Origin of the sequence: Streptomyces sp. NPDC018000 (assembly GCF_044328025.1) — a bacterium.
GTDB lineage: Bacteria > Actinomycetota > Actinomycetes > Streptomycetales > Streptomycetaceae > Streptomyces.
Genome location: NZ_JBIRGM010000007.1, coordinates 1 through 25,163, shown reverse-complemented (window position 1 = coordinate 25,163; position 25,163 = coordinate 1). Strand labels below are relative to the sequence as shown.

At 67.9% G+C, this 25,163-nt stretch carries 24 protein-coding genes and 2 pseudogenes; 15 read left to right on the top strand and 11 right to left on the bottom strand.

Going from position 1 to position 25,163, the window contains the following annotated elements; translation table 11 throughout:
• The first annotated feature begins 83 nt into the window (after positions 1 to 83).
• Positions 84 to 1,706, top strand: coding sequence for an FAD-binding oxidoreductase (locus tag ACH4EW_RS17765; protein WP_398257748.1), 1,623 nt, complete (start codon positions 84 to 86; stop codon positions 1,704 to 1,706).
• A gap of 93 nt (positions 1,707 to 1,799) precedes the next feature.
• Here the strand turns inward: ACH4EW_RS17765 and ACH4EW_RS17760 are convergent, their stop codons facing one another.
• The 8 genes from ACH4EW_RS17760 to ACH4EW_RS17725 all read right to left on the bottom strand — a co-directional run bounded on the left by ACH4EW_RS17760 (position 1,800) and on the right by ACH4EW_RS17725 (position 10,869).
• Positions 1,800 to 2,531 (bottom strand): phosphatase PAP2 family protein, encoded by a 732-nt coding sequence (locus ACH4EW_RS17760; RefSeq protein ID WP_398257745.1) that lies wholly within the window; start codon positions 2,529 to 2,531, stop codon positions 1,800 to 1,802.
• Positions 2,532 to 2,866: 335 nt separating this feature from the next.
• The gene (locus ACH4EW_RS17755; protein ID WP_398258224.1) at positions 2,867 to 3,862 is read right to left on the bottom strand and encodes an NlpC/P60 family protein; all 996 of its coding nucleotides are present in this window, start codon (positions 3,860 to 3,862) and stop codon (positions 2,867 to 2,869) included.
• Between the two features lie 147 nt (positions 3,863 to 4,009).
• On the bottom strand, positions 4,010 to 4,606 hold the full coding sequence (locus tag ACH4EW_RS17750) for a hypothetical protein (protein ID WP_398257742.1): 597 nt from the start codon (positions 4,604 to 4,606) through the stop codon (positions 4,010 to 4,012).
• Entirely contained in the window at positions 4,603 to 7,017 is a 2,415-nt protein-coding gene (locus ACH4EW_RS17745; protein WP_398257739.1) for an alpha/beta hydrolase, read from the bottom strand. The genes ACH4EW_RS17750 and ACH4EW_RS17745 overlap by 4 nt, the downstream gene beginning before the upstream one ends.
• A 228-nt stretch (positions 7,018 to 7,245) precedes the next feature.
• A complete protein-coding gene (locus ACH4EW_RS17740) occupies positions 7,246 to 7,788 on the bottom strand; it encodes a hypothetical protein (protein ID WP_398257736.1) in 543 nt (180 codons plus the stop codon).
• Positions 7,785 to 9,575 (bottom strand): alpha/beta hydrolase, encoded by a 1,791-nt coding sequence (locus tag ACH4EW_RS17735; RefSeq protein ID WP_398257734.1) that lies wholly within the window; start codon positions 9,573 to 9,575, stop codon positions 7,785 to 7,787. Before ACH4EW_RS17735 ends, ACH4EW_RS17740 begins: the two co-directional genes overlap by 4 nt.
• The gene (locus ACH4EW_RS17730) at positions 9,572 to 9,958 is read right to left on the bottom strand and encodes a hypothetical protein (protein WP_398257731.1); all 387 of its coding nucleotides are present in this window, start codon (positions 9,956 to 9,958) and stop codon (positions 9,572 to 9,574) included. The genes ACH4EW_RS17735 and ACH4EW_RS17730 overlap by 4 nt, the downstream gene beginning before the upstream one ends.
• Before the next feature lie 545 nt (positions 9,959 to 10,503).
• Entirely contained in the window at positions 10,504 to 10,869 is a 366-nt protein-coding gene (locus ACH4EW_RS17725; protein WP_398257728.1) for an iron chaperone, read from the bottom strand.
• A 202-nt stretch (positions 10,870 to 11,071) separates the two neighbouring features.
• Between ACH4EW_RS17725 and ACH4EW_RS17720 the strand changes: the two genes are divergently transcribed.
• On the top strand, positions 11,072 to 11,758 hold the full coding sequence (locus ACH4EW_RS17720) for a tyrosine-protein phosphatase (RefSeq protein WP_398257725.1): 687 nt from the start codon (positions 11,072 to 11,074) through the stop codon (positions 11,756 to 11,758).
• A gap of 38 nt (positions 11,759 to 11,796) precedes the next feature.
• On the opposite strand, the gene ACH4EW_RS17715 is transcribed toward ACH4EW_RS17720, so the two are convergent.
• Both ACH4EW_RS17715 and ACH4EW_RS17710 read right to left on the bottom strand, forming a co-directional pair.
• Positions 11,797 to 12,375 carry a Uma2 family endonuclease gene (locus ACH4EW_RS17715; protein ID WP_398257722.1) on the bottom strand — a complete coding sequence of 193 codons (579 nt, stop codon included), beginning with the start codon at positions 12,373 to 12,375 and terminating at the stop codon, positions 11,797 to 11,799.
• A 185-nt stretch (positions 12,376 to 12,560) separates the two neighbouring features.
• A complete protein-coding gene (locus tag ACH4EW_RS17710; protein ID WP_398257719.1) occupies positions 12,561 to 13,004 on the bottom strand; it encodes an ATP-binding protein in 444 nt (147 codons plus the stop codon).
• A 196-nt stretch (positions 13,005 to 13,200) separates the two neighbouring features.
• On the opposite strand from ACH4EW_RS17710, the gene ACH4EW_RS17705 reads away from it, so the two are divergent.
• From ACH4EW_RS17705 to ACH4EW_RS17655, 11 genes are all read left to right on the top strand, one after another.
• On the top strand, positions 13,201 to 14,052 hold the full coding sequence (locus ACH4EW_RS17705) for a helix-turn-helix domain-containing protein (RefSeq protein ID WP_398257716.1): 852 nt from the start codon (positions 13,201 to 13,203) through the stop codon (positions 14,050 to 14,052).
• Positions 14,053 to 14,063: 11 nt separating this feature from the next.
• A complete protein-coding gene (locus tag ACH4EW_RS17700) occupies positions 14,064 to 14,255 on the top strand; it encodes a DUF397 domain-containing protein (protein WP_398257714.1) in 192 nt (63 codons plus the stop codon).
• The gene (locus ACH4EW_RS17695; RefSeq protein ID WP_398257712.1) at positions 14,246 to 14,461 is read left to right on the top strand and encodes a DUF397 domain-containing protein; all 216 of its coding nucleotides are present in this window, start codon (positions 14,246 to 14,248) and stop codon (positions 14,459 to 14,461) included. Before ACH4EW_RS17700 ends, ACH4EW_RS17695 begins: the two co-directional genes overlap by 10 nt.
• Positions 14,454 to 14,699 (top strand): DUF397 domain-containing protein, encoded by a 246-nt coding sequence (locus ACH4EW_RS17690; RefSeq protein ID WP_398257710.1) that lies wholly within the window; start codon positions 14,454 to 14,456, stop codon positions 14,697 to 14,699. Before ACH4EW_RS17695 ends, ACH4EW_RS17690 begins: the two co-directional genes overlap by 8 nt.
• Before the next feature lie 33 nt (positions 14,700 to 14,732).
• Positions 14,733 to 15,407: a DUF402 domain-containing protein gene (locus ACH4EW_RS17685; RefSeq protein WP_398257707.1), complete on the top strand. Its 675-nt coding sequence runs from the start codon at positions 14,733 to 14,735 to the stop codon at positions 15,405 to 15,407.
• A 284-nt stretch (positions 15,408 to 15,691) separates the two neighbouring features.
• Positions 15,692 to 16,000, top strand: coding sequence for a hypothetical protein (locus tag ACH4EW_RS17680; RefSeq protein WP_018101695.1), 309 nt, complete (start codon positions 15,692 to 15,694; stop codon positions 15,998 to 16,000).
• A gap of 178 nt (positions 16,001 to 16,178) precedes the next feature.
• Complete coding sequence (locus ACH4EW_RS17675; protein WP_398257705.1) at positions 16,179 to 17,048, top strand: hypothetical protein; 870 nt, start codon at positions 16,179 to 16,181, stop codon at positions 17,046 to 17,048.
• On the top strand, positions 17,038 to 18,411 hold the full coding sequence (locus tag ACH4EW_RS17670; RefSeq protein ID WP_398257702.1) for a hypothetical protein: 1,374 nt from the start codon (positions 17,038 to 17,040) through the stop codon (positions 18,409 to 18,411). Before ACH4EW_RS17675 ends, ACH4EW_RS17670 begins: the two co-directional genes overlap by 11 nt.
• Positions 18,408 to 19,958, top strand: coding sequence for an SCO6880 family protein (locus ACH4EW_RS17665; RefSeq protein ID WP_398257700.1), 1,551 nt, complete (start codon positions 18,408 to 18,410; stop codon positions 19,956 to 19,958). The genes ACH4EW_RS17670 and ACH4EW_RS17665 overlap by 4 nt, the downstream gene beginning before the upstream one ends.
• Before the next feature lie 61 nt (positions 19,959 to 20,019).
• The gene (locus ACH4EW_RS17660) at positions 20,020 to 21,438 is read left to right on the top strand and encodes an ATP-binding protein (protein ID WP_398257697.1); all 1,419 of its coding nucleotides are present in this window, start codon (positions 20,020 to 20,022) and stop codon (positions 21,436 to 21,438) included.
• A gap of 1 nt (position 21,439) precedes the next feature.
• Entirely contained in the window at positions 21,440 to 22,978 is a 1,539-nt protein-coding gene (locus ACH4EW_RS17655) for a type IV secretory system conjugative DNA transfer family protein (protein WP_398257694.1), read from the top strand.
• 31 nt (positions 22,979 to 23,009) lie between these two features.
• Here ACH4EW_RS17655 and ACH4EW_RS17650 read toward each other — a convergent pair whose 3' ends face one another.
• Positions 23,010 to 23,570: a GNAT family N-acetyltransferase gene (locus tag ACH4EW_RS17650; RefSeq protein WP_398257691.1), complete on the bottom strand. Its 561-nt coding sequence runs from the start codon at positions 23,568 to 23,570 to the stop codon at positions 23,010 to 23,012.
• A 147-nt stretch (positions 23,571 to 23,717) separates the two neighbouring features.
• Between ACH4EW_RS17650 and ACH4EW_RS17645 the strand changes: the two are divergent.
• Together ACH4EW_RS17645 and ACH4EW_RS17640 are read left to right on the top strand one after the other, a co-directional pair.
• A pseudogene (locus tag ACH4EW_RS17645) lies at positions 23,718 to 24,506 on the top strand (ATP-binding cassette domain-containing protein); the annotation flags it as partial.
• Positions 24,504 to 25,056, top strand: a pseudogene (locus ACH4EW_RS17640) (LuxR C-terminal-related transcriptional regulator); the annotation flags it as partial. The pseudogenes ACH4EW_RS17645 and ACH4EW_RS17640, both read left to right, overlap by 3 nt.
• Positions 25,057 to 25,163: the final 107 nt, after the last annotated feature.

Sequence of the window (25,163 nt, the reverse complement as noted above, 5' to 3'; positions counted from 1 at the left end):
CCTTCTCCCCCCTTCTGCCTTCTCTCCGACCCTTCTGCCTTCTCCCCATTGACCGGCCCTGAGCGCCATGACCCGGAGGTCCGATGAACCTGCCGACCCTGCCCGGCCGGCGCACCCTGCTCACCGCGGGCGCCGCAGCACTCACCGGCGTCACCGCGACCGCCTGCAGCGGCGCATCCGGCTCCGGTTCAAGTTCCGGCACCAACGGCGACTCCTTGGTCACCACGGGCTCCACTCCCGTCTCACCGGCCTCATCGGTCCCGTCGAGACAACCCTCCGCCTCCGGCCCGGCGAACTGGTCCGCCCTGGCCAAGAGCCTCGACGGCGCCCTCGTACGCCCCCAGGACGCGGCCTACCGGACCGCCCGTCAGCTCTACAACACCCGTTTCGACGGCCAGAAACCCGCTGCCGTCGCATACGTCAAGCACGAGGCGGACATCCGCGAGTGCCTGGCCTTCGCCCGCCGCACCGCCACCCCCGTGTCCATCCGCAGCGGCGGTCATTCCTACGCCGGCTGGTCGAGCGGCAACGGTCGCCTCGTCCTTGACGTCTCGTCACTGTCCCGCGTCGACAAGAACGGCACGATCGGTGCGGGCGCCAAGCTCATCGACGTCTACCACGGCCTCGCCCGCCACGGCCTGACGATCCCCGGCGGCTCCTGCCCCACGGTCGGCATCTCCGGCCTCACCCTTGGCGGCGGCCACGGCGTCGCGTCCCGCGCGTACGGCCTGACCTGCGACAGCCTCACCGCGGCAACCGTCGTAACGGCCGACGGCAAGACCCTCACCGTGGACGCCAAGCACCACCCGGACCTCTTCTGGGCGCTGCGCGGCGCGGGCAACGGCAACTTCGGCGTGGTCACCGGGCTGACGTTCCGTACCCGCCAGGCCCCGCGGACCGTCACCGCGTACATGTCCTGGCCGTGGTCGCGCGCCCGGGCCGTCATCCATGCCTGGCAGGAGTGGGGACCGTCCCAGCCCGACGAGATCTGGTCCTCCGCGCATCTCGCGGCGGGACCGGGCGGCCGCAACCCGACGGTGTCGGTCGCCGCGTTCAGCCTCGGTACGTACGGCGACCTGCAAAATGCCGTCGACCGCCTCGCCGACCGGATCGGTGCCCCGGCCTCCTCCGTCTCGCTGCGCCGCCGCAGCTACCAGGAGGCGATGCTCGTGTACGCGGGCTGCTCGGGCATCACCAATGCCCAGTGCCATCTGCCGGGTACGACGCCCGGCCGCACCGCCCAGGGCACGCTCCAGCGCGAGACGTACGCCGCCGCGTCCGACTTCTACGACCGCTCCCTGTCCCCGGCCGGTGTGCGTGCCCTGCTCGACCGGGCCGAGGCATTCACCCGGATTCCCGTGACCCAGGGCGGAGGCGGCGGCTCCATCGCGCTCACCGCGCTCGGCGGGGCGATCAACCGGGTCTCCCCGCAGGCGACGGCCTTCGTCCACCGCCGCTCACGCGTACTCGCCCAGTACATCGCTGCCTGGACCCCCGGCACGGCGGGCAGCGCCCAACAGAACTGGCTGAAAAACACCCACGTGGCGATGCGCAGGTACGCGTCCGGAGCGGCGTACCAGAACTACACAGACCCGGCGCTGACCGACTGGCGCCGTTCCTACTACGGCTCGGCGGCCGATCGTCTCACCCGGCTGAAGAAGCAGTACGACCCCGGCCGCCTCTTCGCCTTCCCTCAGGCTCTCTGACGCACGATCACGGGCGCCGTACGGTCACGGGCGGTCCGGCTCCGGTTCCGGTTCCGGCTCCGGCTCCGGCCACCGATGGTCCCCGGCCGCCTTCTACGCGGCCAGGTCCTTCTCTCCGTCCCCGCCGCCCGTCCCCGGCCGCGGCTCGGGAATCCCGAATCCCCCGGCCCGCTCGTCGGCCGCTGCCGACGGCACCGGTCGGCGCGACCGTACGAGCCACCCGAACCGGTCCGAACGGGAGACGGCCGCCACCAACGGGGTCAACAGCATCATCGCAAGCGGGGCAAGCAGCAGAGCGACTGCCGTGCCGAGCGCGAATCCGCCGACGACGTCGGTCGGGTAGTGCACACCCATGTAGATCCGGCAGAAGCCTTCCAGCAGGGCGAGGGCGATCGCGGCGATGCCGAACTTCCGGTTGACCAGGAAGAGCCCGACGGCCAGAGCCATCGCCATCGTGGCGTGGTCGCTCACGAAGGAGAAGTCGTTCTTCCCGTCCACCAGAACATCCAGCCCCTGGTGGTCCCGGAACGGGCGCGGCCGCTCCACGAAGCCGCGGATCGGGATGTTGATGAGCAGCGCGATCCCGGCGGCGAGCGGCGCCCAGACGATCCCGGCAACCGCCGTCACCGAATCTTCGGCCGTACCGCGCCGGCGCACGCTCCACCAACACCAAAGGACCACCAGGACCATGCCGAGCATGATCCCGTACTCACCGACGAACTCCATGACCCGGTCGAACCAGGTGGGAGCGGACTTCGCGAGCCCATTGATGTCGTAGAGCAGGCTGACGTCGGGGTTCGACCCATCCAGTGCGAGTCCAGCCATCTGCTGCGGCCCCTTGCCTTGTCTGCTGCCGCGGTCCACACCCATGTGCACCGCTTTGACGAACCCCCGTGTCGGTTCGATCAATGTGTGGATCCGTACTGCGTGGACCCGTACTGCGTGGATCGGTACTGCGTAGCTGTTCCACCCGTGAGGAGTTGCCCGATCAGCGCCGCATGGTCAATGCACCGCTGTCCGGTCCCCCCAGGGAACGACGCACCCCGGGCGTACGTTCCGCTCTCCACCGAACGATCACTATGACGTTATCGAAGAGTGACTCATCGTCGCAGCTCAGGGCCCCGGCTTCACGGAAAGTTCCGGCCACCGCCGTCCCTGCGTCATCCCGCCGGGAGGTCGGTCGGAAGGGCCGCGGCCCCGTCCTTGGTCACGCGCGTCGCTCCGAAGTAGTCGGGCGTGTCGATCTTGTCGAACCGGATCACGGCCCCGGTGTACGGAGCGTTGATCATGTACCCGCCCCCGACGTACAGCCCCACGTGGCGGATGGCCCGCGAGTTGCTCAGATCGTCCGAAAAGAACACCAGGTCACCGGGGAGCAGCTCGTCCCGCGAAGGGTGCGGTCCGGCGTTGTACTGATCGTTCGCCACCCGGGGCAGTTCGATGTCCACGGTGCGGTACGCGGCCTGGGTCAGCCCCGAACAGTCGAACCGCCCGCCCTGCGCGGCCGTGCCGGTGCCGCCCCACAGGTACTTCGTACCGAGCTTCTTCTGCGCGAAGTAGATCGCCCCGGCCGCCTGCTGCGAGGGCTGCACCCGTCCGACGGGCCGGGCGAAGCTCTTCTCCAGGGACCGGATGATGGTGACGTAGTTCTGCGTCTCCGCGATGTTCGGAACCCCGCCCGACTGGATCACCCGGTACGCACCGGCGTTGTACGCGGCCAGCATGTTGTCCGTCGGATCTCCCGGCACCTTCTTCACATACCCGGCCAGTTCGCAGTCGTACGACGCGGCGGACGGAATCGCATCGGCCGGATCCCATACGTCCCGGTCCCCGTCCTTGTCTCCGTCGATCCCGTGTGAGGCCCAGGTGCCCGGTATGAACTGGGCGATGCCCTGAGCGGCGGCGGGACTCTGGGCCCGGGGATTCCACCCGCTCTCCTGGTACAGCTGGGCGGCCAGCAGGGCCGGGTTGATGGCGGGGCAGAGGTTGCCCCACTTCTCCACCAGGGGCTGGTACTTCGCCGGCACGGCACCCTTCGCCAGCCCGACGGCTCCGCGGCCGCCGGACCCGACGAGTCCGGCAGCCGCGGAGTACGTACCGACGACCAGCAGCGCCACGAAGCTCATGGCCATGCCGATCCCGATGCCACCAACCACCCAGAATTTACGCACCCCTCAACCATCCCCCATCAAGGCCGGGTTCATGACCGGTTTCGCGGGTGTGTACGAATCATCCGGGTCATCAGGGTCGTTGACCGGCCACTTTGGCGCACTGACCGGATACTTTGGCGCACTGACCAGCCATCAGGATGCTCCGGTCGACCAGTAGTCGGAGCGCACGTTGGGCCGCGGGAGGGGGTAGACCCCTTCGTAGGCAGGCCCGTTCGGCTTGGAGGTGGGGTCGGCGACCTTCGACTCCTTCACGCAGGGGCTGTCGGCTTCGAAGAACGCCTGCCCCTTGCCCCGGAAGCTCACACTGATGCCGAAGCCGTCCTTCGTCTGTGCGTAGACCGCCGGGAACACCTTGTCGTCGTTCTTCGCCTTGATGCGGTAATCGCTCTCGCGCCAGAACTTCTCGACCTGGTCCAGGAAGCCCTGCCGGCGCTCCGCCGACACGATGGTCATCACGGTGCGCCTGCGCGTCACATCGCAACTGCCCGTCGTCGTCGGGCCGTGCGCCCACTGCACCTCGGGGTCGATCTCCTTCAGCACGGCGTCGAGCATGCCGTCGGAGCGTTCGGCGGCCTCCTGCATGTTCATGCCGCTCTCCTTGGTGTTCTTGCTGCTCTTGGCGGTCCTGGCGCTCTCGCTGCCACTCGATTGCCCGCTGTCGTTGCCGCAGCCGGACAGTGCGAAGCCGAAAGCCAGGGCCACCGCAACGATCTGGAACCTTCGCTTCATCGCTGTTCCTCCATCTTGAGCCTGTCGGAGTGTCCCGACACGATCAGAGCGATGCTGTCTGCCGACATAGCGTCTCGTACCGGATCGAAGTAGTTGGAGTGCGCGTCGAAGCTCACACCGCCGGTACTGATCACGGGCTGGCCGGGGGCCACCGGGAAGCGCCTGGCCCCGAAGGCCTTGCTCGCCGGGTCCTTGCCGAACCAGAGATCGTCGTCGCCCGGGTCGGCCAGGTCTCCGGCGAGGTATGCACCGGCGGGCCCTCCCAGAATCATCCCGATCGCACCCACGACGGTCTGTGTCTTGGACGGGAGCTTGGTCACCGGGTCATTGGCCGCGGCACCGACGAAGACGTGCCCGCTGCCGACGCCGAGGTCCACGGCGCGGTCCACGCCCACGCCCGGACTGCCGAGCAGGATGATGTCGTCCACTCCCGGAATACCGCCGTCGCGCTGCGTCGCGGCGCCCAGGGTGCGTGAACCGTAGGAGTGCCCGATGGCCGTGATGTGCGGGTCCTTGTTCTGATTGGTGGCCGCGATGCCACCCATGAAGTCGCTGTAGGCCGCGCCGCCCTTCTCCGCCCGGCCGGTGCCCGCGACCGCCAGGCTGTGCAGCCCGTCCGGCGTCTGCGGTGCGTCGTACCCGAGCCAGACGATCGACGCGGTGGACTCGTCGTAACCCTGGGCTCCGATCGCCGTGTCACGCGCACGCTTGAGGTCGTTCTTCGCGAAATCCTCGTCGAGGGAGGTGTTCAGCCCCGGAACATAGGCCGAGACGTTCTTCGAGGTGTCGGGGTTCCCGTAGGAGACGATGGCCCGGCCGTTCCCCTCGTCGCTGATGCCGATCAGGTACATCGGCGGCTGGCTCCCCTCCTTCAGCTGTCGGTCGATCTCCTTCAACCCCGCCAGCTGCTCCTTCGACTTGGAGTCGGTCTTCCCCTCCAGCTTCGAGATCAGCTCCGGGAGGTTCTTCCTGTTGGCCGCGTCCCTGTCGGCCACCGGGATGCCGTCGAGATTGCCGATCTGGTCCGGGGACAGCTCCAGGTACTGATCGCGCTGTTGCTGCGTCAGCCCGTTCCACCAGTCCCTGCGCTGGGCCGCGGTCGCATCGCGCGGGATACGGTCGTTCAGGTATGCGCGCTCGGCGTCCCGTACCGCCGCCTCGACACGCGAACCGGAGCCGGGCAGCCCGGCAACTGCGCCGCCGCCCCCGCCGGCCGCCTTGGTCAGGTCCCAGGTGGCGGCAACGTACTTCCCCTTGTTCCACTTGTCGCTCGCGCCGCGTGCGGACTGGGCGTACTGATCGGCGATGTCCTTGGCGGTGTCGAGGGGGTGGGTGACCGTCTCGACGACACCACTGACGTCGCCCCACAGGCCGTCGTCGCCGACGACGCCGGTGAGGAAGTTGCCGTCCGAGGGGTGGGAAGAGTTGGTGTCCGAGTCCTGTCTACCCGCGTCAACCTGCGTAGAAGAATCGCCGCTGGCCGAGCCGCCGGAACTGCCGGAGGTGTCGGAGCCGCCGGAACCGCCTGTGCCACCGGAGCCGCCTGTGCCACCGGATCCACCGGAGCCGCCGGACGAGGCGGAGCCACCGGAATCCGAGCCACCGGAATCCGAGCCGCCGGAGTCCGAGCCGCCAGATGCGGTGGACCCTCCGGATGCGCCGGAGCCGCTGGCCCCCGTACCCCCGGTCACGGTCGCGCCCTCGGAGCCCGCACCGCCGGCGGAATCGGACCCGCCCCCGGTCGTGGTGCCGCCGCCGTTACCCGTATCTGGGCCCTTGCCCGCGATCGCGTCGACATCGGGTGCCGGGCAGGCGCTTCCGGTCAGTTGGCAGATCGCGTTCCGGATCTCCCCGGTCAACTGCCCGCCGATTCCCGTCGCCACGAGCCCGCCGATGAGGGCCACGACCACGAGGATCATGCCCAGGTACTCCATCGCGGTCTGACCGGTGTCCCGACGCCACTTGATCAGCCGCGCGAGGCTGAACGACCGGTGCTCGGCGCGCTGTTCAGGACTGAGCCCGAACCAATCGCGCGATCCGGACCGGAACAGCAGGACGACGACAAGAACCGGCACCACCAGTTGCGCCAGCCCTTGACCGCCGGTGTCCTCACCAAGTACCGCCAGGGCGCCGAGGGTGAGCCAGGCGTGCACGGCGAGGAGCCCGCGCCAGATCCAGACGCCGCCGGTCCGCATGTACAACGACAGCACGAATCCGGTGATGCCGGGCAGTGCGGCGTACAGCACCATGCCCAGAAGGTGACCGTCCACCGCATCGACTGACGAGGCCACGACCAGTGCGTCGATCGCACCCAATACAGTGACGACGAAGAGCAATCGGACGAGAATCAGGACCGCTTGCAGAGGGCGCGGCAACGACTGTCTGCCCGGACGGGCCTCGGCAGCGCTCATGCTGGCGCCACCCGGAACCGCTAATTCTCGTATGCCAGACACAACGAGTCTCCCAGCTTGGTGAGTGGGCGCAGCGACAGATCCCCCGGTCTCTGTATGCGACCACACCAACACTGGGCGCTGCATGGGCCCCAGGGCCCAATGCAGGACTCAAAGGCCTAGGTGGCCAGCCTGTCCCTTACCCCACCGACTGGCCCGATATGGGGCGTTGGAGTTGATGACGTGACGTCAGGGACCTCCGGCAGACCAGAAGCTGGAGCGGACGTTGGGGCGGGGAAGGGGGTAGATGCCTTCGTAGGCGGGGCCGTTCGGTGGGGTGGTGGATTCGGCGACCTCTGACTCGTTTACGCAGGGGCTGTCTACCTCGAAGAAGGCTTGGCCCTTGCCCCCGATGATCAGAGTGACGCCGAATCCATCTCTTGTCTGGGCATAGATGGCAGGAGAATCTACATCGTTGTTGACACCCTTGATCCTGTAGTCACGGTTCCGCCAGATGCGTTCCACCATTCCCAAAAAGTTACCCCGGCGCGCTGCGGACACAACGGTCATCACCGTGCGCCTACGTGTCACAGCACAGCTTCCCGTGGTTGTGGGCCCATGAGCCCATTGCACCTCCGGCTTAATACCCCTTAACGTCGCATCCATGATGCCGTCTGCGTGATCTGCCGCCCCCTGCATATCCATGCCAGCCCTCTTTCCATCATTCACGCATCCAGCGAGTGACACACAGAAGAGAAGTGCCGCGATCAACGTTCGAAACCGGAACCTCATCGATGCTCCTCAGCCCTGAGCCTTTCGGATTTACCTGCTGCAATCAGGGCAATACTGTTAGCCGATGAAGTATCCCTGTCTGGATCGAAGTATTGACGGTGCGCGTCGAATGAAATTCCCTGGTCGCCAAGAAGACGCGGGCCTTCATCCACAGGGAAGCGTCTCGCACCGAACGCCGCGCTCGCTGGGTCCTTGCCGAACCAGAGGTCATCGTCCCCCTGGTCGGTGACATCCCCTGCGATGTAGGCAGCTGCCGGCCCAGCAGCAATTAGCCCTACAAGTCCGGTGGCAGCCTGTTGCTTTGATGGAAGTTTGGTCACGACATCGTGCTCAGCGGCCCCGACGAAGACGTGATTCCTCCCAACCCCGAGGTCCTCTGCGCGCTCGACACCCACCCCCGGGCTACCAACCAGGATGATGTCGCCAACTCCCGGGATCCCGCCGCTTTGCTGCGCAGCAGCACCAACGGTGCGCGAACCATAGGAGTGTCCGATAGCGGTCAGATGCGGGTTCTCATTCTCATTCGTCGCTTTGAGGCCTCCCATGAAACTGCTGTAGGCCAAGCCTCCTCTCTCAGCCCTCTCGTCACCCATTACGGCAAAGGACCCCAGCGGGTCATCGATGGGCGTTTGCGGTGCGTCGTATCCCAGCCAGACAATCGCCGCACTCGACGAGTCATGCACTTGAGTTCCGATAGCCGTATCCCGAGCCCGCTTGAGGTCGTTCTTCGCGAAGTCTTCGTCTAGCGCAGTACTCAGCCCCGGCACATACGCCGACACATTCCGTGCCGTATCCGGATTCCCGAACGAGACAATCGCCCGCCCATTCCCCTCATCCCCGATGCCGAGCAGAAACATCGGAGGCTGCCGGCCCTCCCGCAGCTGCCGGTCGATCTCCCGCAATCCGGCCAACTGCGTCTCCGACTTCGAGTCGTCCCGCCCCTCCAGCTTCCCCATCAACAGCTGCAGGTTGTCCCGGTTCGCCGCGTCCCTCACCACAGCCGGAATGCCGTCCAAGTTGCCGATCTGGTCCGGGTACACCGCCAGGTACTCCTCGCGCTGTTCGTCCGTCAGGCCGGCCCACCAGGCCTTCCGCTCGGCCGGTGAGGCATCGCGGGGGATGCCGTCTTTCAGGTAGCCACGTGCCGCGTCCCGTACCGCGGCCGCGTCGCCCGCCGCGTCGGTCCACGTGGCGTCGGGAACCTTCAGGCCCTCCTCGGCCTTCAACTCGCGCAGGATGCGGGCGTACCGCCAGTCGATCTCGGCCGCCGTCCGCACGGCCTTCGCCACCCGGTCCGCGATGTCCTGCGCCTTCGCCGCGTTCGGGTTGGGCGCGACCAGGCCCGAGGGCGGCAGGAGGCCGGGCGCCGCACCCACCGACGCTTTCCCGCCCGGCAGCGGCTTTCCGTCGATCAGGCCCTCGCCCGCCGCCGGGTACGTCACCGAGCCATCCGCGTGCACGGTGAACTTCAGGGACTCCGCATCGTCCAACGCCTCCCGCAACACCCGTTGCTGGGCACGAAGTTCATGAGCCAGGCTGTTCAGCGTCGTACGGAGCAATCCGCACTCCGTGTATACGTACTGCAGGTTCCGGCTCATCTGCTGCAGCCGCCTGACCGCCGCGTCCGCCGCCTCGCCCCGCTGCGTGCCGCGCAATCCGGTCAGGAGCTGAGTCTCGATGCGGTCCCTGCCCGCGTCGGCGCGGTTGCTCGCCCTGCCCCACCCGTCGGCCGCGCCCTCCAGCTCACCGCACTTCAGGTCCCGTAACTGCGCCCATGTCAGGGTCATCGCTCGCCGCCCGCTGCCACCTGCGCGAACGACGCCTTCACGGTCTCGTCCGTCTCGCCCTGGGCCCGGGCGGCCGCCCTCAACTTCCCGGCCAGGGCCGCGCACTCCCTCCGCGCCGCCTCGAACCGTCGCTCCCACGAGTTCCGCACGGACTCCAGCTCCGCCAACGCGGTCAGACCAACAGTCCCCGCGCGGAGGCCTTCGTGCGCGGCTTCCAGTTCCGACTTCACCGGCCCGAGGTGCGTAACCATGCCCTCCGCGCCCCCGGCGGCCCGCGTCCAGACCCCGCTGCTGTGTTTCAGTACGTCCCTGCCGTCGCCGCCCGCCTCGCCCGCCAGGTCGCTCAGCCTCTGACGGCCCCCCGGCTGTCCCACAACTGCCACTCCGGCCACCTCGCTCCGTCCTTGATCGTGGAGCGGCACTGTGCCAAATCCCGTGCGGGCGACACGCCGCGTCCGCACTGGTGTCAAGGCGTAACGCCCCCACTGGCCCGGCACACCAGGCTGTGTGGTTCACCCGAACGGGCTGCCACCGTGCAGCTCCGAGCCCGTCGGCCGGATCCCTCCGACGGGGATTTCAGCGAGCGATCAGCAGGGCCGCAGCGGCATCGACCAGACCGTCCGACATCCCCCAGATCGGTGGCTTCCCGGCCCCATGGGCGCAGCAGTACGTCCCCAGGTCGCGAGTGTGGAACGGAGGAAGACCCTCGAGCCGGCGGGGTTCTGCTCAGTGCCTGCGGGCACAGGCGTGAAGGCGGAGGTTCTCATGGCGCCCGTTCCTGCTCGACCGCCGTGCCCACTGCCCGCGCATTTCCCGCGATCGCAGGAGTGCCGGGCTCTCCGATATGCATCTTGGGGCCGCCAACTCTCCCGCTCGCATGCTTATGTCACACACGAACCAGAGAAGGCACCGGAACGGCAGCCCCCGCTCAGCAGACCGAGCCAGGACCCGCCGCCGTGGCCCGGAGCAGATCCCGCACCAGCTCGTAGTCGACCACTTCCGCCTTGCGGAAGCGCAGACAGCCCTTTCCCATGTCCTGGCCGGCCAGCCGCTCCGCGAACGCCTCGCGCACGTCGCTGCGCATCAGGTAGAAGGAGATGTACCGCTTCTGGGAGGCGAACGCGATCTCCACGGTGCCGTCCCGCTCGTACGCGGGCATCCCGTACGCCATGACCTCGTCGAACCCGGCCAGCTCCGCCCGGCACAGCTGCCGCAACCTCGACAGGGCGTCCCGGCGCTCCTCGGGCACCTCGGCCAGGTACCCGGCCACGTCCTCCGCCTCGCTCCGCACCATACGACAAGGCTAATGCGGTGACCGGAAGGGCCCGGCCGCCTGGTGGTCGCTTCCTGGGCCCTTGACCATTTGGCGGCAGAGGACCCTCGACGCTGGCTGAGGCGTGAGGTGCGAGGTGTGGGGTAAGGGGCGTTGCGGCGGTTGTGCCGGACCGAGTTGGGGGTGTGCCGGCAAAGGGTGGGCAGGTCCGTAGTGTGTTGGCGTGATCGTTGATGAGGTGGGGGCGGGTCTGGCGCCGATCAGTGTTCCGGGTGTGAGGAACTTCCGGGATGCAGGCGGCGTGGGGCCTGTACGCCGTGGCGTGCTGTACCGGTCCGGTGCGCTGAATGAACTGCTGCCCAAGGGCGCGCAGGCGCTGACGCGTCTGGGGGTACGCACGGTCGTGGACCTGCGCAGTGTCCCCGAGGTGGCGGACCGGCCGGACGTGCGCCACGGTGTCGGCTTCGAGCATGTACACGTTCCGGTGTTCGTCGAGCAGAGATGGCCGGACGACCAGCGGGAGCTCTACCCTTTCATGGCTGAGCATGCGGGGCGTTCCGTCGTCGGTGTCATCCGCCGCCTTCTCTCCCCCGGCGGTCCGCCGGTGCTGGTTCACTGCGCCTCGGGAAAGGACCGAACCGGTGTCGTCGTGTCTGTCCTTCAGACGCTGCTGGGGGCGTCCGAGGAGGAGGTCACTGCGGATTTCCTGCGCTCCAACGCCGAGCTGGGCCTGACCGGGCCCGCGACCTCGTCCACGAGAGGACACGGCACGCGCCCTGTCGCCGCCACCCACCTCCTGCGAGCCATGGTCTGGATCCGCAGTCACCATGGCTCGATCCCCGCCTATCTCCTCGCGCACGGAATCGAGGAGTCGGAACTGAGGGCCTTGCGAGACCTATTCGTGCGCTGACGGGGAAGGTTCGATCCGGCCGGTACCCGTTCGGCCGGCTATCCGACGGCCCCGTACTGTGGGAACGAATCCGTGGCCACGACGAGACCGACCGGTCCTGGCAGCGGGATCTCTTCGCCGTACTTGCCCTCCGCCCTCTCCTGATACGCCCCGCCCTCAGGCCGTGTATGCAGAGCCCACGTGCCGTGCCGGGGATCGACGACCAGCAGCACCGCGACCCCGGCAACGGCATACCAGTCGTTCTTCTGGCTGATGTCCCGGGCCTTCTCCGACTGAGAAATGACCTCGACGGCGAGTTCGACGTCTCTCGGGTCGATGAGCCAGTCGTCGGACTCCAGGAACTCCGCTGAGCACACAGTGAGATCAGGGGTGACATAGTCGTCGGAGTCGTCAGGCATCTCGATCGACACCGCTTCGGCCGCCACCAGAGTGGCCGGCAGCACCGGGCGGATCGTCTGCTCAAGGCGGTAGATCACACCCGTGCGCTTTCCGCGCGGAGTCGGGGACATCACGAGTTTCCCTCCCAAGACCTGCACGCGCAGACCTGTCGCTTCTTCGATCTGCCCAGCGATCTCGCGCAGATTCCCCGGACGTGGACGCAACGGCGGAACAGACATGGGTCGCCGCCTCTGTCTCAGCGAAGCGGGTGACGTACCTGCGGAGAACGCGTTCGGGGGAGGGCCCGTCTCACGCTCTGCGGTGGTCCCACCGTACTGCCGGAGGTACTCATACGCTTCGGACATCACGCCCCCATCGGTCAGTAAGCCAGCAGCCCCCTTACGCACAGTTACGATAGACCACCTCACTGACACTCCGGTTTCCACGCGCACTCCACCCAGAGCAGCTTCCCGCCCTGCCCCGGCAGCCCGCTCCGCATGGGGTAGGCGCCCCAGCTCTCCGCGTAGAGGGTGACGAGGTAGAGGCCCCGCCCTCGTTCGGCGAGCTCCTCCGGGGCCTCGGTGCTCCATCGGAAGGGGGCGGGGATATGCGGGTTGGTGTCCCAGACGCTCAGCCGGATACGGCTGCGCCCGGCGTCGCGCAGGCGCAGGGAGTACGGCCCCGAGGAGTGCAAGTAGGCGTTGGTGACGAGCTCGCTCGCCAAGAGTTCGGCGTTCTCGGTGAGTTCGAGCATGCCGTGGACGCGCAGGATGGTGCGGAGGGTGGCTCGGGCCACGCCTGGGGCGCGGGGATCCTGCGGGAGTTGGAGGGTGTACGTCCAGGGCGGGGATACCGTGGAACTGACCATGGAAGTCTCCGTTCACGGAAAGAAGTTGAAGGATGCGCTTCGGGTTGCCCGGTGACGAGGCCGCTCCGTCGAGCGGGGTACTTCCGGGCGGGTGGCCTGAGTCAAACGCTAGAGCAGCTCATGTAATGCATTCCATGGAATCCATGGAATGCATTACAGATACCCTCGTGTGGGTGACCAAGCCGGAGAGAGACTGATGCCAGCCAACTCCACACCGACGGCTCGCCGACAGCGACTCGGGTCCGAACTCCGCAAGCTCCGGGAGCGTGCGGGCATGACTGCGACCGAGGCCGCAGCACTCCTTGGCGGCAACCAGGCCCGCATCAGCAACATCGAAGCCGGGCGTTATGGAGTGAGCGCCGACAGGGTCCGAACCCTGGCCTGCAACTACCAATGCCCGGACCTGGATTTGGTCGAGGCTCTGGCCTCCATGACCGGAGAGCGAAGACGCGGCTGGTGGGAGGAATACCGGGACATCTTGTCGGCCGGACTGCTGGACCTGGCAGAGCTGGAACACCACGGCACGGCTCTACACACCTCCCACACCTCCGGCCTTCCCGGTCTGCTGCAGACGACAGACCATGCACGCGAGGTATTCCGGCAGGTTGTCCCTGAACTCACGCCGCCCGAGGTCGAGCACCGGCTGTCGTTCCGCATAAAGCGACAGGCCGTCATTTTCCAGTCAAACCCGACCCCTTATCATGCGGTCATCCATGAGGCAGCTCTGCACATGAGGTTCGGAGGGCGCAGCATCGCCAGGAGACAGCTTCAGCACTTGGTCACGATGAGCGAGGCCGACCACGTCACGATCCACGTGCTTCCCTTCGAGGCAGGCGCATACCCCGGGGCAGGTCAGCCCGCGTATTACGTCCATGGACCCGTGCCTCAGCTCGACACCGTCCAACTGGACCAGTCCCACGGCATCGTGCTGCTGGACGCCGAAGCCCAGCTCCACAAGTACCGTCAAGTCTTTGCTCGGCTCGAGGCTCTCGCCCAGGGCGCAGCAGAGTCACGGAACCTCATCCATACGATTCTCCGAGACCTGTGAAGGGAGGCAAGATGCCCACAACCTCATGGCAGAAGTCGTCGTACTGCGGAGAAGGGGAATCCTGCGTGCACGTCATCGCGAACCGGGGAACAGTCAGACTCACCGAAAGCAGCGACCCCACCGGAGCGATACTCCGCACTACACCCGCCGCCTGGGCAGCCCTGGTGAGCACCCTCAAAGAGAACCGCGAACCGTGCCCGTGACTGACGTCCCCAAAATACCCGCTCCCGCCTGGCAGAAATCGTCCTACTGCGCACAGGGCGAGGCCTGCTTACACGTAGCCGCAACCGCCCCCGGCACAGTCAGCCTCACCGAGAGCAGCGACCTCACCGGAGCGATACTCCGCACCACGCCCGCCGCCTGGGCAGCCCTCGTACGCACCCTCAAGGAGAACCGCGCCCATGGCTGACATCCCCACCGACCTCACCTGGATCCGCGCCGCCCCCGAAGGCGAGGAGGGTCCCGGCCCCTGGATCGAGATCGCCTTCGGCCCGGACGAACTCGTCCACCTTCGCGAGACCGGCGACCCCACCAATATCGTCACGACCACCCAGGCGAAATGGGACGCCTTCACCAAGGGCGTCATCGCCGGCGAGTTCGACCACTTCACCGAACTCGCCGGCGAGGACGCGGCCACCCAGACCTGACGGAGACCGGCCCGCCTCGGCGTGTCCAACCACATGCCCGAGCACGTGTCCGACCGCGCCACTGCGGGCATGGTCAACGGCATGAACCACGAGCCGGGCCGGATACTCCGCTGGAACTTCTTCATCGGCGGCCATCTCAGCGCCTCGGTGCCCGTACGTCTCGTCGAACGCACCGACAGGGGCCAACTGGTGTGGATGGAGACCGGCACACCGATGTGGCGTACAAAGCTTCCGCGCGGGGCGCATCTACGGGACATCGCCCCGCACGAGCGCCCGGCCGGCGGATACCCAGTGGTCGCCGACCGTTGGCCGATGGGCAGCGCGCTCTTCTACCAGCCGACCGGTGCCGCGCACTCCGTTCTCTGGCTCTTCGGCCGCAGACGGAAGTTCCGTGGCTGGTACGTAAACCTGGAGCGCCGAGTCCACCACGGCGACGACATCGACATCACCGACCACGAGCTCGACATCAATGTGGCGCCGGACCGGAGCTGGCAATGGAAGGACGAGCGGTCCTTCGCCGAGAAGACCGGCGACCCGGCCTACTGGTCGGCCGACGAGGCGTCAGCCATCCGAAGCGAGGGCGCCTCGGTCGCACAGCTTGCCGAGGCCGGAACGTTTCCCTTCGACGGCACCTGGTGCGATTTCCGGCCGCCGCCGACCTGGACCACACCACCCCGCCCACCCGTCCCCCGCCACCCCCTGCTCTGACCAGCCACTGCGCTGACCAGCCCTGTGCAAAGGTCTCGGCCAGGGTGGCGGAATGACAGTCATTGCCCGGGGTCACCCTCCGTGATACACAGAGTAACCATACATATTCGGTCATACATTGATTCGATCCGCAGGTCAGCGCCGCCGAACCGGTCAAACGTGCGAGATTCGGATAAAGAGAGCCGTCAAGCCGTCGTACAAAAGCGGTTTCATCAGCGAAGATAGAGAGCGACCCGTGTCGTGTGACAGGGGCGATGAACTACCCAACAGGGGCGGTGACTTACATGATCCTGGCAGCTGAAAAGGGCGACATCACCACCATCATCGGCGGAATCGCCCCAAACTGGGGCCCGTTCGGGACCTTGGGCAACGAGGCCCGCGTAATGATCGAGGTCGTGATGGCCATCGCCATCCTCCTCTGTCTCGGCATCGCGGTGTGGGGCGCGGCAAAGCAGCGCATCGGCGCCACTGCACTGCGCGACACGTTCAGCGCGGAACAGGGCAAGGGACTGATCGTCGCCGGTCTGACCGGTGTGTTCATCATCGGATCGCTGGGAACTCTGTTCACCATCGTCTACGGAATGGCCGTCTGACCGGCTGTCATCCCACGCCAGGGGCAGTACCGCCCACCCCCACACCATCCGTCCGTCGTGCCCCACCGGCAGAGGTTGCGTCCCTGATGTCGAGTCACCACACCGCGCCCATGCGGAAACCCGCACGGCTACCGTCGTACTACCCGGTTCAGAAAACGGCTGAGGGGGCGTACGCGGCATGAGTCTCGGCGACGAGAAGGGCTACGGCAGCGGCTCGGGTCGTACGGACGATGGGTACAGCACCATCGGCGGTACGCGCCAGACCCGTACCCGCTTCCCCGACGGCGAGGGCGGCGACGGCTACAACACCCCCCGCCGCCCCGCCCGCAACTCCCGCTCCCTCGTCATGGTGGTCGGCGTGGTCGTCCTCCTGTTCGCGGCTATCGCGCTCGCGAACATGGGCGGAGGTGGCGGAGACAGCAACCACAGCTCGGGGAAGGCGGGGAGCAAGCCGGATTCGTCGTCCACGGCGGCCACGGGGACGAAGCCGGTGACGGGGAAGAACGGCACCATCGCGTCGGGGTTCGCCCATGACGAGCAGGGGGCGCAGAGCGCGGCGTCCAACTTTGCGGTGGCGCTTGGGTCTGCCGGCATGTTCAACGCGGACACGCGTCGGAGCATCATTCAGGCCACCCACGACCCGGCCGTCGTGGAAGGCTTGCTGGCTGCCATGACGAAGGCCTACTCACCGGCTTTCCTGGAGAACGTCGGCCTCAACGAGGACGGCACCACTCCCAGTGGCCTGACCTTCGTTTCTCGGACCGTCCCAGTCGGCACGAAGGTGGTCGAACAGAGCGGCGACACAGCCACCGTTGAGGTCTGGTGCACGGGTCTCGTAGGAATGGCCGGACAGGGCTCCACCAAGCCTGTCACCGCCACATGGTTCACCATCTCGGAAAAGCTCAAGTGGGTAGGGGGCGACTGGAAGGTCGAGTCGTCGAGCCAGACGGAAGGCCCCACGCCGGTCAACGGCGACAACAGGGCATCAACTGCGGACGAGATCGCCGGTGCGGTTGAGGGATACGGAGGCTTCACCTATGCCCGATAGCCGCCGCCCACGTGCGCGCTCCCTTGTAACAGTCGTGAGCAGCCTGCCTGCCACGGTGGTCCTGCTGGCCTCGCAAGCCGCTGCGGCCCCCTCACCGACGCCCACGCCGTCTCCCAGCGAGAGTGACGACGCGTGCGACCTCATCGTCGGGCTCGCCAAGGACTACTGCGAAAACGGCGACGCAGGCGCCTCCAGAACCGACACCTCCACCACCCTCGACAACTCCCTGGACCCCCTCTCCTCCCTCGCCCGCGGCTGCGCCGACGCCGCCGCATGGATCGTCGGCAAGCTCAGCGAGGCCGTGGAGAGCACCGCCACCGTCGACTTCACGAACACCAAATTCCTCCAGCAGTACGCGATCGTCTTCGCCGCCTCCACCGTCCTGACGCTCGTCCTGTGGCTGCTCGCCGTGGCCAAGCGTGCGATCCGCGGCGTGCCGCTGACCACCGCGATCTCCGAGGCCATCGGCTTCCTGTGGCTGACGGTCCTCGCCTCGGCGTTCACTCCGCTGATCCTCTACACGGTCGTCTCCGCGACCGACGGCGTCACCGAAATCATCGCCTCCTCCTCGGGCGGGCAGACGGACGTCTTCTTCGGGTCGTTTTCCGAAGCGCTGAAGAAGGGCTCCGACATCGGCGGCGGACCGATCATGCTGATCGTCGTCTCGCTCGTCTCGATCCTCGCCGCGGGCATCCTCTACCTGGAGCTCTTCATCCGCGCCGCCCTCCTATACGTCGGCGCCCTCCTCGGCACCGTCGTCTACGCGGGGCTCGTCGACAAGAACATGTGGGGCCACGTACGCCGCTGGGCAGGCATCATGATCGCGGTGATCATGGTGAAGCCGGTCATCGTCATCGTGCTGGGGCTGGCCGGCGCGCTCTCCGGGGACGACGGGCCGAACGCGTTCTCCTCCGTCGTGTCCGGCCTCGCCATCATCCTGCTCGCGATCTTCGCCTCCGCGATGATCTACCGGTTCGTCCCCGGCTTCGGCGACGAGATCCAGAGCGCCCGCACCAACCGCAAGCAGGCCACCGACGGCTCCCAGGCCGCCGCCCTGATCAGTTCCCCTGCCGCTCTCGTCTCCCAGGGCATCAAGACCCACAGCGGCCGTGGCGGCCAGAACGGCGGCGACAGCGGCAGCGGTGGGGCCAGGCCCGCCAACCCGATCAGCGGCGGTGTCGCCGCGCACAGCTCCCGCAACTCCGGCGGCGGAAGCGGAGCCGGCGGCGGATCCGCCCCCGCCGCACCCCAGCCTCGCAGCGGATCGGCGCCGACCTCCGGCACCCCGCACGGCAGCCGCGCCCCCCGAGGCGGCGGATCAGGCAGTTCAGGTAACAACAGCACAGGAGGTGGAGGGCGTTGACGACTCAGTCCCACACGATCGCGCCCCGCCGTACGTATCTCATCGGCCGGGCCCGGCCGAACGCGATCGTCGGCAAGAACCGCGAGACCGGCGAGATCGCGCTGATCATCGCCGGTGCGTTCTTCGGCATGATGAGCGGGCTGCTCGTCCCGTACCTGGCCCCGCGGATCGTGCTGCTCGCGGGCTTCCCCCTCCTCGCCCTCGCGATCGTGTACCTCCCGTACAAGCACCGCACCTTCTACAAGTGGTTCGAAATCAACCGCAGCTACAAACGCACCCTGCGCCGCGGTACGACCTACCGCTCCGCCGCCATGGAGGCGGGCGTCGGCGCCGACGGGCTCGAGGTCGAGATCGGGCCGCCCCCCGGCATCGGCCGGATCAACTGGCTCGCCGCCCCCTTCGGCCCGGACGAGATCGCCGTACTCCTGCACGCCGACCGCCGCACCGTAACCGCCGCGATCGAGATCGAGGGCCCCGGCGTCGGACTGCGCGACAGCGAGGACCAGGAAGCGCTCGTCGACCGGTTCGGCACGCTGCTGAAGCATGTTGCCAACGGCGACGGCTTCGTGACCCGCATTCAGATGCTGGCCCGCACCCTGCCCGCCGACCCGGACGCTCACGCCAAGGACGTCGCCCAGCGCGGCGACAAGACGTCCCCGGGCTGGCTGCAGGAATCGTACGACCAACTGCAGTCCATGGTCTCCACCTCCAGCGAGCAGCACCGCGCCTACCTCGTGGCCTGCATGCACTACACCCGTGAGCTGGCAGCCGAGGCCAATGCCATGGCCCGCGCCGCCCACCCCGCGGCCGGCCGCAAGCTGGACCGGGACGCGGGCCTCGCCGTCGTCATGGCGCGCGAACTCACCGACATCTGCGCCCGCCTCGCCGAGGCCGACATCCGAGTGCGCCAGCCGCTCGGCCAGAGCCGGCTCGCCTCCCTCGTGCACTCCATGTACGACCCCGACCACCCCATCGACCACATCCAGGCCATGACCAAGCGCAACGCCTGGCCGGCCGAACTGGACGCGGTCGAGCCGACGTTCCTCCAGGCCAAGACCCGCGAATCGGCCACCCGCGCGCCCTGGTGCCACTCCACGGCCTGGGTGAAGGAATGGCCGATGACACCTGTCGGCGTCAACTTCCTGGCTCCGCTCCTCGTCCACACACCCGATGTGATCCGTACGGTCGCGGTCTGCATGGACCTCGAACCCACCGAGATCGCCATCGAGCGGATGCTCACCGAGAAGACCAACGACGAAGCGGAAGCCAGCCGTCAGGCCAAGATGAACCGCACTGTCGACCCGCGCGACATCGCCGCGCACGGCCGGCTCGACCAGCGGGGTGAAGATCTCGCGAGCGGCGCGGCCGGAGTGAACCTGGTGGGGTACATCACCGTGTCTTCGCGTTCACCCGAATCCCTCGCCCGCGACAAGCGGACGATCCGGGCCTCGGCCGGAAAGTCGTATCTCAAGCTGGAGTGGTGTGACCGCGAGCATCACCGCGCCTTCGTGAACACCCTGCCGTTCGCCACCGGCATCCGTCGCTAATACGCGGTCGCAGTACTAACCGCAAACAACCGAGAGAATCGAGAGGGAGGTCGGTCACGCCATGCGAGATCCGCTGTCCGCACTGTCGGACGCCTTCACCGCCTTCCTCTTCGGGAAGGTGGAGACGACAAGGCTGCCCGTCCGTACGTCGACCGGACAGGCCCAGGCCGTCTATCTGCCCACCGCGGCCCCCGGCCTCGGCGACTCCGGCGTGATCATCGGCCGTGAGGTGTACTCCGGCAAGGGCTACATCTACGACCCCTTCCAGCTCTACGGACAGCAGCTGCCCGCCCCGCACTGGCTGGTGCTCGGCGAGTCCGGCAACGGCAAGTCCGCGCTGGAGAAGACATACGTGCTCCGCCAGCTGCGCTTCCGCGACCGCCAGGTCGTCGTCCTGGACGCCCAGGGCGAGGACGGCGTCGGCGAATGGAACCTCATCGCCCAGGAGCTCGGCCTCACCCCGATCCGCCTCGACCCGACCTCCGCACTCAACGGCGGCATCCGGCTCAACCCGCTCGACCCCTCGATCACCACGACCGGCCAGCTCGCCCTGCTCCGCACGATCATCGAGGTCGCCATGGGGCATGGCCTGGACGAGCGGTCCGGCTTCGCGCTGAAGGTGGCCCACGCATACGTCAACGAGACGATCACCGACCGTCAGCCGGTGCTGACCGACATCGTCGACCAGCTGCGCCACCCGGAGCCCGAGTCCGCAGAGGCGATGAACGTCGACATAGATGACGTACGCAACTGGGGCCTCGACGTCGCCCTCGTCCTGGACCGCCTGGTCGACGGTGACCTGCGTGGCATGTTCGACGGACCGACAAGCGCCGGCATCGACCTCGACGCCCCGCTGATCGTCTTCGACCTCTCGCACATCGACCGGAACTCGATCGCGATGCCGATCCTGATGGCGATCGTCGGCGTCTGGCTGGAACACACCTGGATCAGGCCCGACCGGAAGAAACGCATCTTCCTGGTCGAGGAAGCCTGGCACATCATCAACTCGCCCTTTGTGGCCCAGCTCTTCCAGCGCCTGCTGAAGTTCGGGCGACGGCTGGGTCTGTCGTTCGTGGCCGTCGTCCACCACCTGAGCGACGTCGTCGACGGAGCGGCGGCCCGCGAGGCCGCGGCGATCCTCAAGATGGCCTCGACCCGCACGATCTACGCCCAGAAGGCCGACGAGGCCAGAGCGACAGGACGCGTGCTCGGCCTGCCCCGATGGGCGGTCGAGATCATCCCGACCCTCACCCCCGGCATCGCGGTCTGGGACGTCAACGGCAACGTCCAGGTGGTCAAACACCTGATCACCGAGGCGGAGCGCCCCCTGGTCTTCACCGACCGGGCGATGACCGAGTCCTCCGCGGCCGAACTCCTCCCGGAGGACGTACGCGCCGCCGAGCTGGAGGCGGAGCAGCGCGCGGCGCGGATCGAACACGAACAACGACTGAACGAGTCGTCCGAGTCAACGGTGGCATGACATGGCGGGGCGCGGCGAGGTACGAACCAGCGGCAGCGGAGGCGGCGGAGGCATCCCGGACGGCCTGCTGGTCGGCCTGCTGGCCTTTCTGCTCGGGCTGACGCTGCTGGCGTGGACGGCCACCGGCCTGGCCGGACTGTTCACGCACGGCGCCTGGCCGACGGGGGTCACCCTCGCCGAGACCCCCCTGGCGATGCGACAACTCGCCACCACACCGCACGACCTCCCGGCCGCCTGGCCGAACACCCCGGCGGGCGAGCTCTCCGGGTACGGGCTGTTCTGGGGCCTGTTCATAGGCGAACTGATGGTGCTGCTGGTGCTGACAGTCTTCGTCATAGGGGTGGTGACCCGCTGGCGGATGGTACGGGCACAGCAGCGGAGCGAACGGTACGGGAACGAGGACGGGCCCGTACGGTCCCAGCAGCAGGAGCCCCGTCCTGAGCCCCAGACCCCACCGCAGACCGAGCCGAAGCCTGAGCCGGAGCCGGAGCCGCAAGCGGCGGTCCATACCCCGGACCCCGCACGCGTGCCCACACCCGTTCCCGTTCCCGCACCCGTTTCCCTGGAGCACGCACCGTCCCGGACCGCCCTTCCCACGCTCCTCTCCCCCCGCGCCCCCCTCGTCGTCTACGGACCGGCCGCCACCCGCCGCCCCACCGTCCTCCAAGCGGTCCAGGAGGCCGACGGGCCCGCGCTCGTCGTCACCTCCGACCCCACCGTCTGGGCCGAGACGAAGGACGCCCGCGCCAAGCTCGGCCCGGTCCACGTCTACGACCCGGGCCATCTCTGCGACACCCCGGCCCGCCTCCACTGGTCCCCCACGGCAGGCTGCGAACAAGCCGACACGGCCGCCGCCCGCTCCACCGCACTTCTCGCCCCGGTACGACCGCAGGCCCGTATCGACACGACGACGGCCGACACCGCGGAAACCCTCCTGAAATGCTGGCTGCACGCCGCCGCCATCGACGGCCGCCCCTTCCGCCAGGTCCACCGCTGGGCCCTCAGCGGCAGTGCCCACGAACCGGTGCGGCTGCTCCGTACCCACCCCAAAGCAGCCTCCGGACTCGCCGGCGTGCTGGAATCCGCGCTCACCGCCCATCCGGAACGCCGCGAGATGGCACAGGAGTTGGCAGTACGGGCCTTCGCCGCGCTTTCCTCGGTCCACATCCGCGAGGCCTGCACACCGAACCGGGCCGACTCGCTCGTGCTGGAATCATTTGTCGGCGAGGGGGGCACCCTCTATGTGGTGGGTGAACCGATCGAGGATCCCCGCTCGGGCCCCGGAGCAATGCCCCTGCTCACGGCGCTCGCCTCGCACGTGGTCGAGCACGGCCGCCGCTTGGCCGCACGGTCAACCGACGGTCGGCTCGACCCACCAATGACGCTCGTACTCGACGACGTCGCCGCGGTGGCACCCCTCCCCGGACTCCCGGAGCTGCTGTCGACCGGCCAGACCCTGGGCCTGCCGACCCTGGCCCTCCTCCGCTCCCAGGAACAGGCCCGCGCCCGCTGGCCCCAAAACCTCACAAGCCCCGGCTGAGGGCTGTCCCGGCAAACCCGGCGCTACGCACCTATACCGTCCGCCCCACCGCGTACTCAAGCTCCCGAGCAGACGGATCGCTCGGCACAGGCACCGACTGCCCGGTGGCCACAAACCCGATCCGCCGGTAAAGCGCCGCAGCCCGCGCATTGTCCTCGTGCACATACAGCCGCACCCGCTCGATCCGCGGCTCCTCCAGCGACCACGCCCAGTCCGTCGCGGCCCGGAACAACTCCTCGGCCAGGCCCACACTCCGCGCCTCGGGCCGTACGAACACGCCGACCACATGCGCCTGGTGGACGCCGACCGCCTCCCCGAACCGCACCTTCGCGTCCGACCGCTCGATCAGCACCGTGACGCTGCCGTCCCACCGCCCATCGGGCGCGACGGCGACGAACTGCCGCGCTTCGCCGCTCCCGGCCTCGGACGAACCGAGCGCGCGGTCCTGCCAGAACGCATCGGGCTGGGCCACGCCCTGCGCGTACGTCTCCAGAAAGGCCACCGGTGCTGCCGGGTCCTGCAATGCGGCCAGCCGCAGCTCCTTCACCAGGGGCCATTCATCGGCGCGTACGGCTCGAATCACATGTTCCATCCGCTGATCCTGCCCCGCCCTCCCGACCTGAGCAAACAACATTCACGGCCCCCCAACCGTCCCGCGTCGTACCCCGGTACTACAGCACCGCCACATCCCGCCCCAGGTCCGACGCCCGCCGCGCACCCCCTCCGTAGCGTCGACCGCATGATCAGGGCATACGAACTCAGCAAGAGGTACGGAGACACCACCGTCGTCCAGGACCTCGACTTCACCGTCCGGCCCGGCACCGTCACCGGATTTCTCGGCCCGAACGGTGCCGGAAAGTCGACGACGATGCGCATGCTGCTCGGCCTGGACGCCCCGACCCGTGGCCGCTCGACGATCGGCGGACAGGCGTACGCCGCTCACCGCGCACCGCTCACCGAGGTCGGCGCGCTCCTGGAAGCCCGCTCCGTCCACCCCGGCCGGACCGCCTTCAACCACCTCATGGCGCTCGCCCACACCCACGGCATCCCGCGCAGCCGCGTCGAGCACGTACTGGACCTGGCCGGCCTGACCGCGGTCGCCCACAAGCGGATCAAGGGCTTCTCACTCGGCATGGGCCAACGCCTCGGCATCGCCGCCGCGCTGCTCGGCGACCCGGCCACCCTCATCCTGGACGAGCCGGTCAACGGCCTCGATCCGGAGGGCGTGCTGTGGATCCGCAACCTGCTCAGATCCCTTGCCCAGCAGGGCCGTACGGTCCTCGTCTCCTCGCACCTGATGAGCGAGATGGCGCTCACCGCCGACCATCTGATCATCGTCGGCCGGGGCCGGCTCCTCGCCGACACGACGGTCGCCGATTTCGTGGCCACTGCGGGAGACGCCTCGGTCAAGGTCGTCACCCCGCAGGCCCACACCCTGCGCGAACTTCTCACCGGCCCCGGTATCGAGATCACCACCGGCCCGGCCGAGGCCCCCGACGAACTGGAGATCCGCGGCACGGACGCGGCCCTGAGCCTCGTCTCCCGGCACCAACCGGACGTGGCCCTCATGGACATCCGTATGCCACTCCTGGACGGCATCGAAGCCACCCGGCGCATCATCAGGGCCGGCGCCCGTACCCGCGTCCTCATCGTCACGACGTTCGACCTCGACCGGTACGCGTACGACGGCCTCCGCGCCGGCGCCAGCGGCTTCCTCATCAAGGACGCACTGCCGGAGGAACTCCTCTCCGGTATCCGAGCTGTGGCAAGCGGCGACGCAGTGGGTCGCCCCCAGCCTTACCCGCCGCCTTCTGGACGCGTATGTACAGCATCTGCCGACCGTTCCCGGTGGCCCCGCCACCCTGGACGTACGCATCGCGCCCCTCACCGAACGGGAAAGGGAAATCCTCACGGTCATCGGCCAGGGCTGGACCAATACGGAGATCGCCGAACGGCTCCACCTCGCGGAATCAACGGTGAAGACGCATGTCACTCGCATCCTCGCCAAAACGGGATCCCGCGACCGCGTCCAGGCAGTCATCCTGGCCTACGACACCCACCTGGTCACCCCCGCCTGACCACAAAGAGGGGTGAACGCAGAAAAGCCCCGTGCCACAAGGGCACGGGGCTTTCCCGAAAAGGAGTTCGGCGGCGTCCTACTCTCCCACAGGGTCCCCCCTGCAGT